Consider the following 15336-nt stretch of genomic DNA (forward strand, 5'->3'; position numbering starts at 1 on the left):
GGCGGAAGTATAACCTCCCTGTCATCAAACGCACCACAACGCGCCAGAAAACTACACGCGCGGCGTAAGAATTCTCGGGCCGCCTGCGGTCGCCGCGACGGTGTGCTCCCAGTGCGCGGCGGGTGCGCGGTCTACGGACACCACGGTCCATTCGTCCTCCAGCACCTCGGTGTCCACTTCCCCGCCGAGGATCAGCATCGGCTCGATGGCCAGCACGGATCCGTCCTGGATGACGGGACCGCGGTTCGGCTTGCCCTCGTTGGCCAGGTACGGCTCTTCGTGCATGGTGTGGCCGATGCCGTGGCCTCCGTAGCCGTCGACGATGCCCAGCTCCACCCCGAAACGCTCCTCAGCCGCGTGGGTGGCCAGCTCGAGCGCGTGGGAGACGTCGGTGAGCTTGTTACCCGGCACCATCGCCTTGAGGCCTTCCGCCAGCACCCACTCGGTCGCGCAGTTGAGGGCGTCCACCTCCGGAGCCAACTCGCCGATGCCGAACGACCAGGCACTGTCGCCCACCCAGCCGTCGAGGGTGGCGCCGCAGTCGATGGAGACCAAGTCGCCTTCTTCGAGCACAATGCTTTTCGACGGAATCCCGTGCACGACCACCTCATTCACCGACGCGCAGATAGAGCCGGTGAAGCCCTGGTAGCCCAAAAACGTCGGGATGGCGCCATGGTCGCGGATGACCGTCTCGGCGACCTTGTCCAGGTCGAGCGTGCTCGCTCCGGGTTTCGCTGCCGCGCGCACTTCCTGCAGGGCGGTGCCGACGATGCGCCCGGCGGCCTCCATGGCGTCGAGCTCCTCCGGCGTCTTGGCCGCGATCTTGCGTTTCCTGAAAACCATTGCGTGGTGGTCCTTTGGTTCGTCGATAAGCGAAATGCGAAAGGCCGGTGCAAACACACCGGCCTTCACGCTACGTGGGCTACTTGCCCAGCGCCTCCATGGCGCGCTGGTTGATCTCGTCGACGTCGCCCACGGCGTCGATGGAGATGATCTGGTCGCCGTAGTGCTGGATCAGCGGGGCGGTCTCGTCGCGGTAGACGCCGAGGCGGGTGCGGATGGTCTCCTCGTTGTCGTCCGCGCGGCCGCGGGCGAGCATGCGCTCGACCACAACGTCCTCGTCGACGACAAAGTTGAGCACGCCGTCGAGCTTCTCGCCCTTCTTGCTCAGCAGCTCGGTGAGGATCTCAGCCTGCTCCACAGTGCGCGGGAAGCCGTCCAGCAGGAAGCCGTCCTTCGCGTCGTCCTGATTCAGGCGGTCTTCCACCATGCGCGCGGTGACGTCGGTGGGCACGAGCTTGCCGGCGTCGATGTAGCTTTTCGCCTCAACGCCGAGCGGGGTGCCCTCGCCGATGTTGGCGCGGAACAAATCGCCCGTGGAGATGTGCGGCACACCGAGCTTCTCGGAGAGAATCGCGGCTTGGGTGCCCTTGCCGGCACCGGGAGGGCCAAGGAGAACGAGACGCATTATCGCAAAAGTCCTTCGTAGTTGGATTGCAGGAGCTGAGATTCAATTTGTTTGACCGTGGTCAGGGCCACGGACACCATAATCAGGATCGCGGTGCCGCCGAACGCGCTCATGCCCATACGGCCGGAGCCGGTGATGCCGGCGTCCATAGCCAGGTTCGGCAGAACAGCGATCGCGGCGAGGTAGATGGCGCCGACGAACAGCAAACGGTTCATCACAAACGCCAGGTACTCCGCGGTCGGGCGACCCGGACGGATACCGGGGATGAAGCCGCCATACTTCTTCATGTTCTCCGCCTGGTCCACCGGGTCGTACTGGATGGAGACGTAGAAGTAGGAGAAGAAGATGATCAGCACCACGTAGGTGAGGATGTACTGCCAGGAACCCGGGTTCTGCAGCCACGCCATCACGTGGTTCATCCACCAGTTGTCCGGCGGGGTCTGGTTGTTCATGGTGACGATCTGGGTGATCAGCACCGGCACGTACATCAGCGAGGAGGCGAAGATCACCGGGATCACGCCCGCCTGGTTCACCTTCAGCGGCAGGTAGGTGGAGGAACCGCCGTACTGGCGGCGGCCCACCATGCGCTTGGCGTACTGCACCGGAATGCGGCGCTGGCCCTGCTCGATGAACACGATGCCGACGACGAGCGCAATCAGCGCCAGGACAACCAGGGTCAGGGTGACCGCGCCCGACTGCTGGAGAATGAACGCGCCCTCGGACGGGATCTGGGTGGCGATGCCCGCGAAGATGAGCAGGGACATGCCGTTACCGACGCCCTTTTCCGTGATGATCTCGCCGAGCCACATGATGAGCACCGCACCGGAGGTCATGACGATGATCATCATCAGAAGCGTCCAGATGTTGCGGTCCTCCACCAGCACCGGCATGCCCTGACCGAGCAGCTGTTCGCGGTCCGCCAGCGCCACAATGCCGGCGGACTGCAGCAGCGCCAGCGCCACCGTGAGGTAGCGGGTGTACTGCGTCATCTTCGCCTGGCCGGACTGGCCTTCCTTCTTCAGCTCCTCAAACTTCGGGATCACCACGGTGAGCAGCTGCACGATAATCGAGGCCGTAATGTACGGCATGATGCCGATGGCGAAGATGGAAAGCTGCAGCAGCGCGCCACCGGAGAACAATCCGATGATGGAGAACATCGTCGCCTGGTCGCCCTGGGAGATTTCCTCCAGGCGCGAGTTAATCAGCCCGTAATCCACGCCCGGAGTGGGGATCTGGCAGCCGACGCGGTACAGAAACATCAGCGCAAGGGTGATCAGGATCTTCTTGCGTAGATCCGGATCCTTGAACGCCTGAGCAATAGCGGACACAAAGCCTCCTGGCCCCCGCCGCGCCACGGGCGGGAGGTAGTGGACATTCGACTCCTCGCCCAGGTTTCGCGGGCACGCGAAAACCGGCGGGGCCGTCTTTTGACCCCACTACACTAACAGCACCCGATGGAAAGTTGATATTTCAGGTTCGGTTACGGCGCGACTCCCAGTCTCCTCCCAGGCGCTCGGACTGACGCATGGTGGCGGAATCCGTCAGGCGGGACCTATCGGCCCAGGTCGGTACAACCGGCTGCCGTGATGTGTCAGAGGTGGCGGGCGGGGACGGATCCCCCGCCTAAATTGATTCACCGGCCGATGAACAGATCCGCCCGTCGATTTCACCGACCTGCGCAAAATGAACACATTGTCCACCCAACTAGGTACTTGCTCACTCGGACCGACTGCGCGAGTGGACAAATCCCCCACGCTCCCCCGACACTTCGCGGCGGAATCCGTCAGAGCGCCCCCAAAAACACAGGTCGGCGCAAACGGCCGCCGCGATGTGTCAGGACGCCCTCCCCACAAAAACGGCGAAACCCCCGCCCTGGACGGGAATGTCCGGGGCGGGGGCTCGTCGTAAAGCTAAGTGCTCTTACGCACGCTTGGAGAACTCAACGACGTTGGCGGAACCGCCAGCGGCCTTGATCTTCTCCTCAGCGGACTTGGAGAACTTGTTCGCGGTGACGTTGAGCGCGACGTTGATGTCGCCCTCTGCCAGCACCTTCACCGGCTGCTTCGGGCGAACGAGGCCCTTGGCAACGATGTCGGCGATGGCGATGTCGCCGCCCTGCGGGAAGGCCTCAGCCAGATCCGCGACGTTGACCACCTGGTACTCGACGCGGTTCGGGTTCTTGAAGCCCTTCAGCTTCGGCAGACGCATGTGCAGCGGCATCTGGCCACCCTCGAAAGCAGCGGAAACCTGCTTGCGAGCCTTGGTGCCCTTGGTACCGCGGCCGGCGGTCTTGCCCTTGGAGGCCTCACCGCGACCGACGCGGGTCTTGGCCTTGTTTGCGCCCTCTGCCGGGCGCAGATCATGGAGCTTGATGATGTCAGCCATGTTGTATCTACTCCCCTGCAACTTCTTCAACGGTGACGAGGTGGCGCACCTTGAGGATCTGGCCGCGGGTAGCCGCGTTGTCCTTCTTCACGACGGACTGGCCGATCTTGCGCAGGCCGAGAGCCTCGAGGTTCTTACGGGTGGTCGGCTTCTCGCCAACCTTGCCGTGGTGCAGCGTAATCTTCAGTGCCATGGTGCTTAGGCCTCCTGTCCTGCGCGTGCGCGCAGCATACGAGCCGGTGCAACTTCCTCGACGGACTTGCCGCGCTTGGCAGCCACCTCTTCGGGGCGGACAAGCTGCTTCAGGCCTGCGACGGTTGCCTGGACCACGTTCAGGGCGTTGTCCGAGCCAAGGGACTTGGCCAGGATGTCCTGAATACCAGCGCACTCGAGCACCGGACGGACAGCGCCGCCGGCGATGACACCGGTACCCGGAGCAGCCGGGCGGAGCATGACGATGCCCGCAGCCTCTTCTGCCTGGACCGGGTGAGGAATGGTGCCGCCGATCATCGGGACGCGGAAGAAGTTCTTGCGAGCTTCCTCTGCACCCTTCTGGATTGCGGCGGGAACTTCCTTTGCCTTGCCGTAGCCGACGCCGACCATGCCCTCACCGTCGCCGACGACGACGAGTGCGGTGAAGGACATGTTGCGGCCGCCCTTGACGGTCTTGGCAACGCGGTTGATGGTGATGACGCGCTCGATGTACTTGTCGCGCTCGTCGTTCTGGTTGTTGCGACGGTCATCGCGGCGGCCGCGGCCACCACGGTTGCCACGATCGTTGCGGTCGTTGCGGTCGTTGTTGTTCTGGTTGTCGGCGGAGCGCCCGCCGTCACGCCGTTCACGTTCGGCCATTACGCGATCCTTCCGTTGATGGTGATGTTTGCGGTGATCATTAGAACTTCAGACCACCTTCACGAGCTGCTTCGGCCAGGGCCGCGACACGGCCGTGGTACTTGTAGCCGCCGCGGTCGAAGACGATTGCCTCGATGCCTGCAGCCTTGGCGCGCTCAGCGACGAGCTGGCCAACCTTGGCAGCCTTTTCCTTCTTGTCGCCCTCCAGGTTGCGCACGTCCGGCTCGATGGACGACGCGGAGACCAGGGTGTGGCCTGCGAGGTCGTCGATGACCTGGACGTGGATGTGACGCGAGGAGCGGTGCACAACGAGACGCGGGGTCTCCGGGGTGCCGCGCAGCGTCTTGCGGATGCGGTTGTGGCGACGTGCGCGTGCCTCGCGGCGGCGGGACGAGATGTCCTTGCCAACCGGGGTGCGCTTGGTGTTCTCTGCAGTATTGCTCATGATTACTTACCCGTCTTTCCGACCTTGCGGCGGACCTGCTCGCCGGCGTAACGGATGCCCTTACCCTTGTACGGGTCATCCTTACGCAGACGGCGGATGTTTGCCGCAATCTGGCCAACCTGCTGCTTATCGGAACCTTCGATGGCCAACTTGGTGTTGCCGTCGACGGAGAACGTGATGCCTTCCGGCGCCTCGATCAGGATCGGGTGCGAGTAGCCGAGGGAGAACTCGAGGTCCTTGCCCTTCTGCTGCACGCGGTAGCCGACGCCGAAGATCTCCATGTTGATCTTGTAGCCCTCGGTCACGCCCACGACCATGTTGTTGATCAGGGAGCGGGTCAGGCCATGCAGCGAACGGTTGTCACGGTGGTCGTCCGGACGAGCCACCAGGATCTGGTTGTCCTCGACGGAAGCGGTGATCGGTGCCGGCATATCCAGATCCTTGGTGCCCTTCGGGCCCTTGACCTCGACGTGCTGGCCGTCGATCTTCACCTCGACGTTGTTCGGGATTGCGATGGGTGCATTACCTACACGAGACATAAGTCTTTCAACCTCCCTTTACCAGACGTAAGCGAGGACTTCCCCGCCTACACCCTTCTCTTGAGCCTGGCGGTCGGTGAGCAGACCGTGGGACGTGGAGATGATTGCCACGCCCAGGCCACCGAGCACCTGAGGCAGGTCGTTGGACTTCGCGTACACGCGCAGGCCCGGCTTGGACACGCGGCGCAGACCAGCGATGGAAGACTCGCGGGTCGGGCCGTACTTGAGGTTGAGCGTCAGCGACTTGCCGACCTTCTCGTCCTCAACTTTGTAATCTTCGATGTAGCCTTCCTGCTTCAAGATCTCGGCGATGTTCACCTTGATCTTGGACGAAGGCATAGACACGGCGTCGTGCTGCGCATTTGCTGCGTTGCGCACGCGCGACAGCATGTCCGCGATCGGATCAGTCATGGTCATTGTGGTGACCGTTACCTTTCTCGTTGCGGTTCCCATCCACCGGGTGACCTGTAACGCTGAGGCGTTTCGGGTCGCGTTTTCCGCATGGTCTGTCGGGGGCTACTCACGCTGCCCGCACTCAATAGCGCGGGCCGCTCGCCGCCTCCCTTGCACGCGGTCCGCATCATGGCGGGGGGCCTGCAACAAAGTTGGATGTTCAAATGTACTTCGGCTTGCGCACGCCGAAGCGTCGGCGCGCAAGTCCGAGGGGGTAACTTACCGCTTTCCTGCACCAATGAGCAAATCGCTTATCGACGGGCACGTTCAGCGCCCCACCAACCCGCCAGAGATTCAAGACCCCATAGACTGCCCTGCATGGATACCGCCCTTGCACAGCTCGTCGGATCGCTGACCGCCACGCGCGAGGCCCGCAAGGATCTTTACGTCTGGTTCCACCAGCATCCCGAGTTGTCGCTGCAGGAGCTGCAGACGGCCTCGAAGATCCGCTCCCGGCTGGATGCGCTGCAGCTGCCGCACACGCAGGTGGGCGAAACGGGCACGGTGTGCGTGCTGGACAACGGGCCCGGCCCGGTGGTGGCCATCCGCGCGGACATCGACGGGCTGCCGGTGCAGGAGCGTTCCGGCAAGCCGTACGCCTCCACCGCCACGCAGGTGGATGCTGTCAGCGGCCGCGAGGAGCACGTCGCCCACGCCTGCGGGCACGACTTCCACATTATGGGCGTGCTCGGAGCGCTGGAGGCTTTCGCCGTCAACCGCGACTGCTGGCGCGGCACCCTGGTCGCCGTGTTCCAGCCCGCGGAGGAGGCGTACGCCGGATCGCGGGTGATGCTGGCCAACGGCATCCGCGAGGCGATGCCGAAACCCGACGTGTATTTGGGTCAGCACGTGCTGCCGATGCTGCCCGCAGGTGTTGTGGGCACCCACCCGGGGCCGTTCATGTCCCAGGCGTTTTCCGCCCAGATCACCGTGTGGGGCAAGGGCACCCACGGCTCCATGCCGGAAAAGGGCGTTGACCCGGTCCTGCTCGCCTCCAACATCGTCACCCGCCTACACACGGTGGTCTCCCGCGAAGTGCAAGCGAAAGACACCGCGGTGCTCACCGTCGGCGCGATCCACTCCGGTGTGAAGGCGAACGTGATCCCGGAAACCGCCGAGCTTCTGGTGAATACCCGCGCCTACACCCGGGAGGTCAGCGACACGCTGCGCAGCGCAATCACCCGCATTGTTGAGGGCGAGTGCGCCGCCGCCGGCAGCCCGCGGGAGCCGGAAATCACGTTCTACGACGAGTACCCGCTCACGGACAACGACCCGGAGACCACCTCCCGCGTTCGCGGCGCGTTCGACGCCCACTTCGGCAGCGACGCCGCGGACTTGGACCAGATCCCCGCCTCTGAGGATTTCTCCATCATCCCGGACGCGCTCGACGTGCCGTACACGTACTGGGGCTTGGGCGGCTTCAAGGACTGGGAAAACGCCCCCGGCAACCACTCCCCGGCCTTCGCGCCCGACCTGCAGCCCACGCTCGACCGCGCGGCCGAGGCCATGATCGTGGCTGCTGCCGCGTGGCTGGTGGACTGAGAACAACAAAAGTTTCTCTCAGCCGTTGGTATCCATGCGCTGCCGAACGAGCTGGCAGCACAACGCAAGCGCTGCTACGGCCGCTGCTGAGCCACTAAGTACGGCCGGTGTCGCATGTGCAGCGACCAATAGCGACCCGGCGGCCGCGCCCAGCGCCGACCCCAGGTAGTTGGCCGAAGCGTTTGCAGCAACAGCCGTCGCGCCATCAGCAGGATTCGCTTGAATTAATACTTGTTGCTGGGGCGCGAGAGAAGCCCATCCGCATAATCCCCAGACAAACAGACTGACTACCACCAACACTGGAACCTGGCCTTGGGTCATGCCGAGCAACGCACAGGTGAGGCCCCCAAGGATCACAGCACTGAGCCGCAGCGGGTCATGCCTGTCCGCGAGCAACCCAATCCCCAGTGCTCCGACAGCACCGCCCAGCCCCCACACCCAAATCGCTATGTTTTGATGCGCCGCAAGGGCTCCCCCAGACAGCACGACTGTGAGGTAGGTGTAAAGCCCCAGAGAAGCGACGCCGGTCAACAGCGTCACAATGACCGTGAGGAGATTCTTAGGCCGTGTAATAGACCGCAGCCGGTCGGCGGGACTAGACGCTGGAATCGCTGGCAGGTCCCCTCCTCGAAGTGCAATACCCGCGAGTGCTGTACCTCCGACGACCACGATAAGCAGTATCGCGGCACGCCAATCCCAATACTGTGCCAGCATCAGACCGATCGGCACGCCGAATACAGTGCCGACCGCTAAGCCAGCAAGGACTAACGCCAATGCGCGCCCTCGGCGTTCCGGCCCCACGATTTCAGCGGCGACCGCCGAAGACAGCGGCGAATACACACCGGCTGCCGCGCCGGCCACCACGCGAGAAGCCAGGAAGACCCAGATTGTCGGCGACAGCGCCGTGGCCGAGTTCGCCAAAGTGAACACAAGCAAGGCGATGATCAGGCTGCGCCGCGATTGCCGCCCTGCCTTTCCCGCCAGTAACGGCCCCACGACGGCATACGAACCTGTAAACGCCGCAACCCCCAGCCCAACCGTGGCTTCTGGCGTTCCAAGTGCGGCTGCGATGGCCGGCAGAAGTCCCGCCACCACGTATGCGTCTAGGCCGAGTGCCACGCTCCCCAGCACGAAAGGCCATAGCCGACGCATCATCCCTGTTCCCCCTCGGTGTTCGCGTTGGCGATCACTGCCGCAAGCACACCGGGAAATAGACGATCTAGATCGTCCCGCCGCAATCGGATCAAGCATGCGCGTCCCTCCCCCCGGGTCCACGTCACCCCCGCCTCTCGCAGCATGCGCGTGTGGTACGTGAGCGTCGACCGGGGCAAATCGTCTGCAAGCTCGAGACTGTCATGGTCCAACCCGTCGGCGAGCCGACGGATCATCTCGAGTCGGGTGGGGTCACTCAAAGCACCAAGCACCCTGGTCAGGGTGATTTCGTCGGTTGTTGGATGGTCGTATTCGCGTGGTGTCATCGAACCTCCCGTGATCGTGCAACTTTTCTTGCACCAACACCGTACAAGAAAAGCTGCACGATCACGAAGATCCCCGAAACCGCTAGAACGGCAGCGCCGGCCGTGAGCGCACCCGCGTCTGCCCGATGTCGGAGCGCTGCCCCGCCTCGTGCCCCTGGTCAAACGCATCCGCGTCGAAGGAACGCTTGGACGAGAAGCTGCCTAAAAAGAAGCCCATTTCTGCGGCGAAGTTGTCGCGGGCTTCGGTGGCCTTCTGGAAGTCGTCGACAAGCACGAGCCCATACTCCCCGTCTGATTCCTCCACGGTCTTTTCGGCTTCGGCGAGGCGCGCGCCGATGCTCGCAGCGAAGCCGGACATGAAGCTGCGGCGGCGCACCACCGCCGATTCTCCCCAGTGGGTGGCGCGCACCTTCTGCGCGTCCGCGAGCATGACGGGCAGAAGCAGCGCGTAGAGCATGTCCACCCGTTCCAGGTGGCGCGCGCAGCCGAAGATGACGGCGTCTTTCATGCGCGTGGAGTTGTACACGCGCTGCGAAAATCCGGTGCAGTGCAGGGCGAATGCGATGGTCAGCAGCAGGTTCGCCTGCATCTCCGTGTAGGAACCGGCGAACTCGTAGGTGCGCTGGCCCACCTCGTCGCCGTCCTCGGTGTCCAGGTCGCGTTGTTCGTAGCCGTACTCCGCCATGAGCTCGAACGCCCTGGCGTAGAACGCGTCGCCCTCCGGCGTGCCCTCACGGTCGCGGGCCTGGTTGAGCAGTTTCTGCAGTCGTTGTTTGATCTTGTCTTCGGTACGCATCGGACGCACCCACCCCTTTCTGAGTTCGGATGTGTGGGTGCAGTTGTAGCGGGGCGTCAAGGCGGATGTTTTCGGGCTTGTGGAATTCGCGTTCGCACCCCTGTGGATAACCCGCGTTTTCGCACGCAGATTCGCCGCAAGTTCGCGAGTTAAGCATCCGGCGATACCATCGGTTCCCGTGAGCAGGACCAAACGCAGCTTCGCAGTCACCAAGATTTCCGCCGACGGCACCCGCGACACCCGCGCGGGCCAGGTCGCGGTTGAAGAGCCGTTGGAGATCCGGGCCGGTGGCGTGAGCGTCGCAACGCTGATGCGCACCCCGGGCCACGACATCGAGCTCGCCCACGGCCTGCTGCTGGCGCGCGGGATGATCACGCGTGTCGAGGACGTGGTCACCGCCCGCTACTGCGAGGGCGCGATCGGCGGCGAAAATACCTACAACCTGCTGGATGTCCAGCTCGCGCGCCCCGCGTCCCCGCAATTTATCGACCCGATCCCCGGCGACGCGTGCGGCATCTCCGCCGAGCAGCGAGTGCGCGAGCTCGCCGCCAACCTCGACGTGCGCGACGAGTTCATGGAGCTCGAGCCGTCTGCAATATTCGCGCTGCCCGGGGTGTTGTCGCAGCACCGCACGCGCGACCTGCCCACGGCGGTCGCGGGCGATGCGGGGCGCCAGGACCTCGATCCGTTAAACGCCGTGCACAAGATTGCGGGGCACATGCTTCTCGACGCCCTCCCGTCCCCCACCCTCACCCTCGCAACCGATGCGCAGGTGGGCTTCGAAATCGTGCGCGCCGCCGCGGCCGCCGGGTTCGGCGTGGTGGCCACCACTGCCGGCGTGACGTCGATGGCCGTGGAGCTCGCCCGGGCCAGCAACACGGTGCTCGTTGGCGAGGTGGGCGCCGAACGTTTCAGCGTCTACGCCGGGGGTTAGCCAGCGAACATCTGTGAGGCCTTCGCCGCGGTCTCCCACAGCCCGTAGACGAGCAGCGCCGTGATCACGAGCGCGAGCACCGCAGCCACCAGCGCGTGGATGGATCCAGCACCGCCACCGGTCGCCGTCGTTGCGGACTCTCTCGCCGACGCACGATCCGCCTCAACCTTCGCGGCCACCGTCTCCGGATCCTCGAACCACTTCTCCGCAACAGGCCGGACCAGCACGTTGGCCACGAGCCCCACCGCCAACAGCACGCACATGATGTAGAGCGAGAGCTGGTACAGCTCCGGGCCCGAGTTGCCGCGGCTGGCTTGGCGCTCCACCACCATGTTGATGATCAGCGGGCCCGCCACACCCGCCGCGGACCAGGCGGTGAGCAACCGGCCGTGGATCGCGCCGACCTGGTACACGCCGAACAGGTCGCGCAGGTACGCCGGGATGGTGGCGAACCCGCCGCCGTAGAAGGTGAGCAGGATCAGGGTACTTACCACGAACAACGCCAGGCTGGTGTGGCCGGCGGATGCCACCACGAAGTAGAAGATCAGGCCGACGCCCAGGTAGACCATGTAGATGTTCTTGCGGCCGATCACGTCGGAGGCGGACGACCAGATAAAACGCCCGCCCATGTTGGCCAGCGACAGCAGGCCGACAAAGCCGGCGGCGGCCGCGGCGCTCAGCGCCGGGTAGTAGTCCTGCACCATCGGCGCGGCGTTTTCCAGGATGCCGATGCCGGCGGTGATGTTGCAGAACAGGATCACCCACAGGCACCAGAACTGCGGCGTGCGGATCGCGTTGTTCGCGCTGACATTCGCGCCGACGATGGCGACTTTCGCCGGCTTCGCCTTGATCTTCGGCGCGCCTGACGGGGTCCAGTCCGGGTGCGGCAGCCGGATGCAGTACGCACCCATCGCGATGACCAGCAAGTACACCACCGCGAGGGTGATAAACGTCGGTTCAAGCCCCGCGGCGCGGTCCGCGAGTTCAGCCCCGCCGCCGAATGCTTCCATCAGCCGGTTCGAGGCCGGCGACGCGATGAGCGCACCACCACCGAAGCCCATGATCGCCAGCCCGGTAGCCAGGCCCGGCCGGTCCGGGAACCACTTCATCAGCGTAGACACGGGCGAGATGTAGCCGATGCCCAGGCCAATGCCGCCGATGAACCCGTAGCCGAAGTACACCAGCCACAGGTTGCCGGTGCTGATGCCCAGCGTTGCCACCAGGAATCCGGTCACCCACAGCACCCCAGCGACGGACATGGAGGCACGCGGTCCGACCTTTTCCACCCACGAGCCAAACAGCGCAGACGAGGTGCCCAGCATGCCGATCGCCAGCGAGAAGATCCACCCCACGGCAACTTCCCCCACCCCGAAGTGCTCCATCATCGGCTTCTTAAACACGGAGAACCCGTACACCTGCCCGATGGAGAGGTGGATCGCCAAGGCTGCCGGGACAATGAGCCAGCGGTTGAATTCCTTGGGCGCGATGATCGCACCTCGGGAGAAGAATGACATGGACGCTTCCTGCCGTCTCGTCTGCATAAATTACGAAGCGCATAATAACTCGCAGGTGGGCAGAATCAGAGAGCTTCCATTCATCTAAGGTGGGCCGCACAGCACGAGGAGGTCGACGGCCGATGTTCTACGACGAAGCACTCCAACACGCCGGATCCACAACTGCCTCAGCGCTCGGCGCCCTACAAACCGCGAAGGCATTCCTCCACGGTTACGCCCGCTCTTGCACTGCGAGGTGGCCGGAGGTCACCGCCATCATCAACAGCATCGAGTTCGATGCATCAACGAGGGACTTTTCGCTTAGCGACGACGCACGTGCCCGAATGGACACCTGCTACGACCAACTCGACAACGCGTTTAATGGTGCATGGCCCGAAGACCCGGACCCGGCCGACACCATCGCCATGAATGTGTTGGATGCCGTCGCGGACCTCACGTCGAACAGGGTGAAGTACTGGGAGCAGTTGGGCGTCGCACTGTCGCCCAACAAGGACGACTACCTCCGATTCATCCGCTCGCTCGCCGCGGCACGCAGCCGGGTCACCGGCGAAACGCTCCACTTCGTCGAGATCGACGACGTGGGCAACGTGTTCGTCTTCGAAGACTTCCTTCCCCCGGTGCTCGCGGAGGCTGAGGCAAGAGAATGCGGAGCGGCGATAGGCGCGCGCATAACCGAACGCGCGGGCGTCGATACGCACAGCGTCACCGTCGCCAACGAACCTGGAGTGGTGTCGATTGTTGGACCGGTTGAGACAGTGCGGAAGATCTACGAGGCAAACGTGCAAGCCGAAGCCGCCGCGTCAGCCGCACGCACCACTTCCCCTGCCCAGCCGGCCGAGGACCGCGCTGGGTACGAGCCGCTCGTCGACTTCACCACGGACTGCCCGTTGAAGTTCGAGGACGTGCTGGACGCAATGGGCGATCCCGAGCCGACCCCCATCATCGACCGCATGAATTGGAACGAGTTCCTCGGAAACGGGTACCAGGCGACGCTGTCACTGAATGGGCAAGCGTTTGCTGCCAGGGCCACCGAAAAGGACGGTGTGGTGACCGAGCTCGAAATCAGTCCGCAGTACAACGCCAGTTTCCTGGGCATCCCGTTCCACATCCCAACCTCGAGGTTCACGGAGAAGCTCGATGCCCTCGGCGTCCCCTGGGCCGACGACGGGCGTGCAGGAATTGTCCTCTACGAGCACTGGGTCACGCTCTACAACCACGACGGGCGGATCGAAGCAATCCTGTGGCACAACCCGGAAACCCTCACCGAAGTAGAACTGCTCGATTTGGCGTTCCCGCCCGACCCCACTCGTGAACCTCGTTAGTCGCACCTCAGGCGGCGCCCGGCGCCCAGCCCACCCCAACACACGCAAAACGCCCCCGGTCCAGAAAGAACCGGGGGCGCAAAGCAGCCAAGCAAGCGAACGCTTATGCGCGCTTCATCTTGCCGTCCTTGTCGGCGAACGGGAAGCCGAGGTGCGTCAGCAGGGCGCGACCCTCGTCGTCGTTCGTGGCGGTGGTGACGAGCGTGATGTCCATGCCGCGGACGCGATCGATCTTGTCGATGTCGATCTCGTAGAACATGGTCTGCTCGGACAGGCCGAAGGTGTAGTTGCCGTTGCCGTCGAACTGCTTGTCGTTCAGGCCGCGGAAGTCGCGAATACGCGGCAGGGCCACGGTCAGCAGGCGGTCCAGGAACTCCCACATGCGGTCGCCGCGGAGGGTGACCTTCGCGCCGATCGGCATGCCTTCGCGGAGCTTGAAGTTAGCGATGGACTTCTTCGCGCGACGCAGCTGCGGCTTCTGGCCGGTGATCGCGGTGAGGTCCTCGAGCGCGCCGTTGATGACCTTGGAGTCGCGGGCGGCGTCGCCGACACCCATGTTCACGACGATCTTGGTCAGGCCCGGGATCTGCATGACGTTGTCGTAAGAGAACTGGTCGTTCAGCTTGGTGCGGATCTCGTCCTGGTAACGCGTCTTCAGGCGGGGGGTGTAGTTCTGAATGCTCTCAGTCATTAGATGTCCTTCCCGTTCGACTTGGCTACGCGGATCTTCTTGCCGTCCTCGTCGAAGCGGTAGCCGACGCGGGTCGGCTTGCCGTCGGAGTCCAGGATCATCACGTTGGACACGTGGATCGGGGCTTCCTGGGTGACAATGCCGCCGGACTCGGCGCCGCGCTCGGTGTAGGAGTTTGCGACGTGCTTCTTGATGCGGTTCACGCCCTCGACCAGGACCTTGTCACGCTGCGGGTACGCCTCGATGACGCGGCCCTGAGCACCCTTGTCCTTGCCGGCGATGACCTGGACCATATCGCCCTTCTTGATCTTCATAAGTTAGATCACCTCCGGTGCGAGAGACACGATCTTCATGAAGCGCTTGTCGCGCAGCTCACGAGCGACCGGGCCGAAGATGCGGGTGCCGCGCGGCTCGGTGTCGTTCTTGATGATGACGGCAGCGTTCTCGTCGAAGGAGATGTAGGAGCCGTCCGGACGACGGGTTTCCTTCTTCGCGCGGACGATGACAGCCTTGACGACCTCACCCTCCTTGACGTTGCCGCCCGGGGCAGCTTCCTTCACGGTGGCGACAATCGTGTCGCCGATGCCGGCGAAGCGTCGAACAGAACCGCCGAGAACGTTGATGCACAGAATCTCGCGTGCACCAGTGTTGTCGGCGACCTTCAGACGCGATTCTTGCTGAATCACAGTTGGTCTCCTGACCTGGATCAATGTGCGCCAGATTTCCGTCCTGCACGCACGTGGTCAATGTTTGCGGTGCCCATTGCTTATCGACGAACCACCACGTGGTCGAAGGGTCTCGGATGCGCAGCTCGGAAACGCGCGTTGCACCCGACCAGCAGTAGACAACTGGAGTATTCAACCACGAGCTGGGCCGATTCCCCAAATCCGCGCGCGGGCAGCTTCCTGCGCCGCTCG

At 63.9% G+C, this 15336-nt stretch carries 18 protein-coding genes; 3 read left to right on the forward strand and 15 right to left on the reverse strand.

Going from position 1 to position 15336, the window contains the following annotated elements; all coding sequences use genetic code 11:
* Positions 1-51: 51 nt before the first annotated feature.
* The 9 genes from map to rpsH form a co-directional block, all read right to left on the reverse strand.
* Positions 52-843, reverse strand: coding sequence for a type I methionyl aminopeptidase (map, locus tag ACF3NP_RS08230; RefSeq protein ID WP_181889824.1), 792 nt, complete (start codon positions 841-843; stop codon positions 52-54).
* A 79-nt stretch (positions 844-922) separates the two neighbouring features.
* Positions 923-1468: an adenylate kinase gene (locus ACF3NP_RS08235; RefSeq protein WP_181889823.1), complete on the reverse strand. Its 546-nt coding sequence runs from the start codon at positions 1466-1468 to the stop codon at positions 923-925.
* The gene (gene secY, locus ACF3NP_RS08240; RefSeq protein WP_181889822.1) at positions 1468-2796 is read right to left on the reverse strand and encodes a preprotein translocase subunit SecY; all 1329 of its coding nucleotides are present in this window, start codon (positions 2794-2796) and stop codon (positions 1468-1470) included. The genes ACF3NP_RS08235 and secY overlap by 1 nt, the downstream gene beginning before the upstream one ends.
* A gap of 592 nt (positions 2797-3388) precedes the next feature.
* Positions 3389-3853: a 50S ribosomal protein L15 gene (gene rplO, locus ACF3NP_RS08245; RefSeq protein ID WP_070474973.1), complete on the reverse strand. Its 465-nt coding sequence runs from the start codon at positions 3851-3853 to the stop codon at positions 3389-3391.
* 7 nt (positions 3854-3860) lie between these two features.
* Positions 3861-4046 carry a 50S ribosomal protein L30 gene (rpmD, locus tag ACF3NP_RS08250; protein WP_181889821.1) on the reverse strand — a complete coding sequence of 62 codons (186 nt, stop codon included), beginning with the start codon at positions 4044-4046 and terminating at the stop codon, positions 3861-3863.
* A 5-nt stretch (positions 4047-4051) separates the two neighbouring features.
* Entirely contained in the window at positions 4052-4705 is a 654-nt protein-coding gene (rpsE, locus tag ACF3NP_RS08255; protein WP_181889820.1) for a 30S ribosomal protein S5, read from the reverse strand.
* A 40-nt stretch (positions 4706-4745) separates the two neighbouring features.
* Entirely contained in the window at positions 4746-5150 is a 405-nt protein-coding gene (gene rplR / locus ACF3NP_RS08260; RefSeq protein WP_181889819.1) for a 50S ribosomal protein L18, read from the reverse strand.
* A gap of 2 nt (positions 5151-5152) precedes the next feature.
* Positions 5153-5689: a 50S ribosomal protein L6 gene (gene rplF / locus ACF3NP_RS08265; protein WP_070474977.1), complete on the reverse strand. Its 537-nt coding sequence runs from the start codon at positions 5687-5689 to the stop codon at positions 5153-5155.
* An 18-nt stretch (positions 5690-5707) separates the two neighbouring features.
* The gene (rpsH, locus tag ACF3NP_RS08270) at positions 5708-6106 is read right to left on the reverse strand and encodes a 30S ribosomal protein S8 (protein ID WP_181889818.1); all 399 of its coding nucleotides are present in this window, start codon (positions 6104-6106) and stop codon (positions 5708-5710) included.
* A 354-nt stretch (positions 6107-6460) separates the two neighbouring features.
* On the opposite strand from rpsH, the gene ACF3NP_RS08275 reads away from it, so the two are divergent.
* Positions 6461-7684 (forward strand): amidohydrolase, encoded by a 1224-nt coding sequence (locus ACF3NP_RS08275; protein WP_181889817.1) that lies wholly within the window; start codon positions 6461-6463, stop codon positions 7682-7684.
* 18 nt (positions 7685-7702) lie between these two features.
* Here the strand turns inward: ACF3NP_RS08275 and ACF3NP_RS08280 are convergent, their stop codons facing one another.
* Positions 7703-8776 (reverse strand): MFS transporter, encoded by a 1074-nt coding sequence (locus ACF3NP_RS08280; protein WP_392398625.1) that lies wholly within the window; start codon positions 8774-8776, stop codon positions 7703-7705.
* Between the two features lie 468 nt (positions 8777-9244).
* Positions 9245-9958: a DUF2786 domain-containing protein gene (locus ACF3NP_RS08285; RefSeq protein ID WP_181889814.1), complete on the reverse strand. Its 714-nt coding sequence runs from the start codon at positions 9956-9958 to the stop codon at positions 9245-9247.
* A gap of 178 nt (positions 9959-10136) precedes the next feature.
* Between ACF3NP_RS08285 and ACF3NP_RS08290 the strand changes: the two genes are divergently transcribed.
* Complete coding sequence (locus tag ACF3NP_RS08290; RefSeq protein ID WP_181889813.1) at positions 10137-10892, forward strand: formate dehydrogenase accessory sulfurtransferase FdhD; 756 nt, start codon at positions 10137-10139, stop codon at positions 10890-10892.
* Here the strand turns inward: ACF3NP_RS08290 and ACF3NP_RS08295 are convergent.
* The gene (locus ACF3NP_RS08295) at positions 10889-12406 is read right to left on the reverse strand and encodes an OFA family MFS transporter (protein WP_181890048.1); all 1518 of its coding nucleotides are present in this window, start codon (positions 12404-12406) and stop codon (positions 10889-10891) included. The genes ACF3NP_RS08290 and ACF3NP_RS08295 overlap by 4 nt on opposite strands.
* A gap of 122 nt (positions 12407-12528) precedes the next feature.
* On the opposite strand from ACF3NP_RS08295, the gene ACF3NP_RS08300 reads away from it, so the two are divergent.
* Positions 12529-13728, forward strand: a complete 1200-nt coding sequence (locus tag ACF3NP_RS08300) for a hypothetical protein (protein ID WP_181889812.1) — start codon at positions 12529-12531, stop codon at positions 13726-13728.
* Positions 13729-13831: 103 nt separating this feature from the next.
* On the opposite strand, the gene rplE is transcribed toward ACF3NP_RS08300, so the two are convergent.
* From rplE to rplN, 3 genes are read right to left on the reverse strand one after another with little or no spacing between them, the layout of a single operon-like run.
* Complete coding sequence (gene rplE, locus ACF3NP_RS08305) at positions 13832-14419, reverse strand: 50S ribosomal protein L5 (RefSeq protein WP_181889811.1); 588 nt, start codon at positions 14417-14419, stop codon at positions 13832-13834.
* A complete protein-coding gene (gene rplX, locus ACF3NP_RS08310; RefSeq protein WP_181889810.1) occupies positions 14419-14733 on the reverse strand; it encodes a 50S ribosomal protein L24 in 315 nt (104 codons plus the stop codon). The genes rplE and rplX overlap by 1 nt, the downstream gene beginning before the upstream one ends.
* Before the next feature lie 3 nt (positions 14734-14736).
* Positions 14737-15105, reverse strand: a complete 369-nt coding sequence (rplN, locus tag ACF3NP_RS08315; protein ID WP_038609661.1) for a 50S ribosomal protein L14 — start codon at positions 15103-15105, stop codon at positions 14737-14739.
* Positions 15106-15336 lie beyond the last annotated feature (231 nt).

Source organism: Corynebacterium lehmanniae (assembly GCF_043161975.1).
Lineage (GTDB): Bacteria > Actinomycetota > Actinomycetes > Mycobacteriales > Mycobacteriaceae > Corynebacterium > Corynebacterium lehmanniae.

Coding starts and splice junctions, on each gene's coding strand:
- map (WP_181889824.1), bottom strand. CDS start 843: ATGGTTTTCAGGAAACGCAAGATCGCGGCCAAGACGCCGGAGGAGCTC.
- ACF3NP_RS08235 (WP_181889823.1), bottom strand. CDS start 1,468: ATGCGTCTCGTTCTCCTTGGCCCTCCCGGTGCCGGCAAGGGCACCCAA.
- rplO (WP_070474973.1), bottom strand. CDS start 3,853: ATGGCTGACATCATCAAGCTCCATGATCTGCGCCCGGCAGAGGGCGCA.
- rpmD (WP_181889821.1), bottom strand. CDS start 4,046: ATGGCACTGAAGATTACGCTGCACCACGGCAAGGTTGGCGAGAAGCCG.
- rpsE (WP_181889820.1), bottom strand. CDS start 4,705: ATGGCCGAACGTGAACGGCGTGACGGCGGGCGCTCCGCCGACAACCAG.
- rplR (WP_181889819.1), bottom strand. CDS start 5,150: ATGAGCAATACTGCAGAGAACACCAAGCGCACCCCGGTTGGCAAGGAC.
- rplF (WP_070474977.1), bottom strand. CDS start 5,689: ATGTCTCGTGTAGGTAATGCACCCATCGCAATCCCGAACAACGTCGAG.
- rpsH (WP_181889818.1), bottom strand. CDS start 6,106: ATGACCATGACTGATCCGATCGCGGACATGCTGTCGCGCGTGCGCAAC.
- ACF3NP_RS08275 (WP_181889817.1), top strand. CDS start 6,461: ATGGATACCGCCCTTGCACAGCTCGTCGGATCGCTGACCGCCACGCGC.
- ACF3NP_RS08285 (WP_181889814.1), bottom strand. CDS start 9,958: ATGCGTACCGAAGACAAGATCAAACAACGACTGCAGAAACTGCTCAAC.
- ACF3NP_RS08295 (WP_181890048.1), bottom strand. CDS start 12,406: ATGTCATTCTTCTCCCGAGGTGCGATCATCGCGCCCAAGGAATTCAAC.
- ACF3NP_RS08300 (WP_181889812.1), top strand. CDS start 12,529: ATGTTCTACGACGAAGCACTCCAACACGCCGGATCCACAACTGCCTCA.
- rplE (WP_181889811.1), bottom strand. CDS start 14,419: ATGACTGAGAGCATTCAGAACTACACCCCCCGCCTGAAGACGCGTTAC.
- rplX (WP_181889810.1), bottom strand. CDS start 14,733: ATGAAGATCAAGAAGGGCGATATGGTCCAGGTCATCGCCGGCAAGGAC.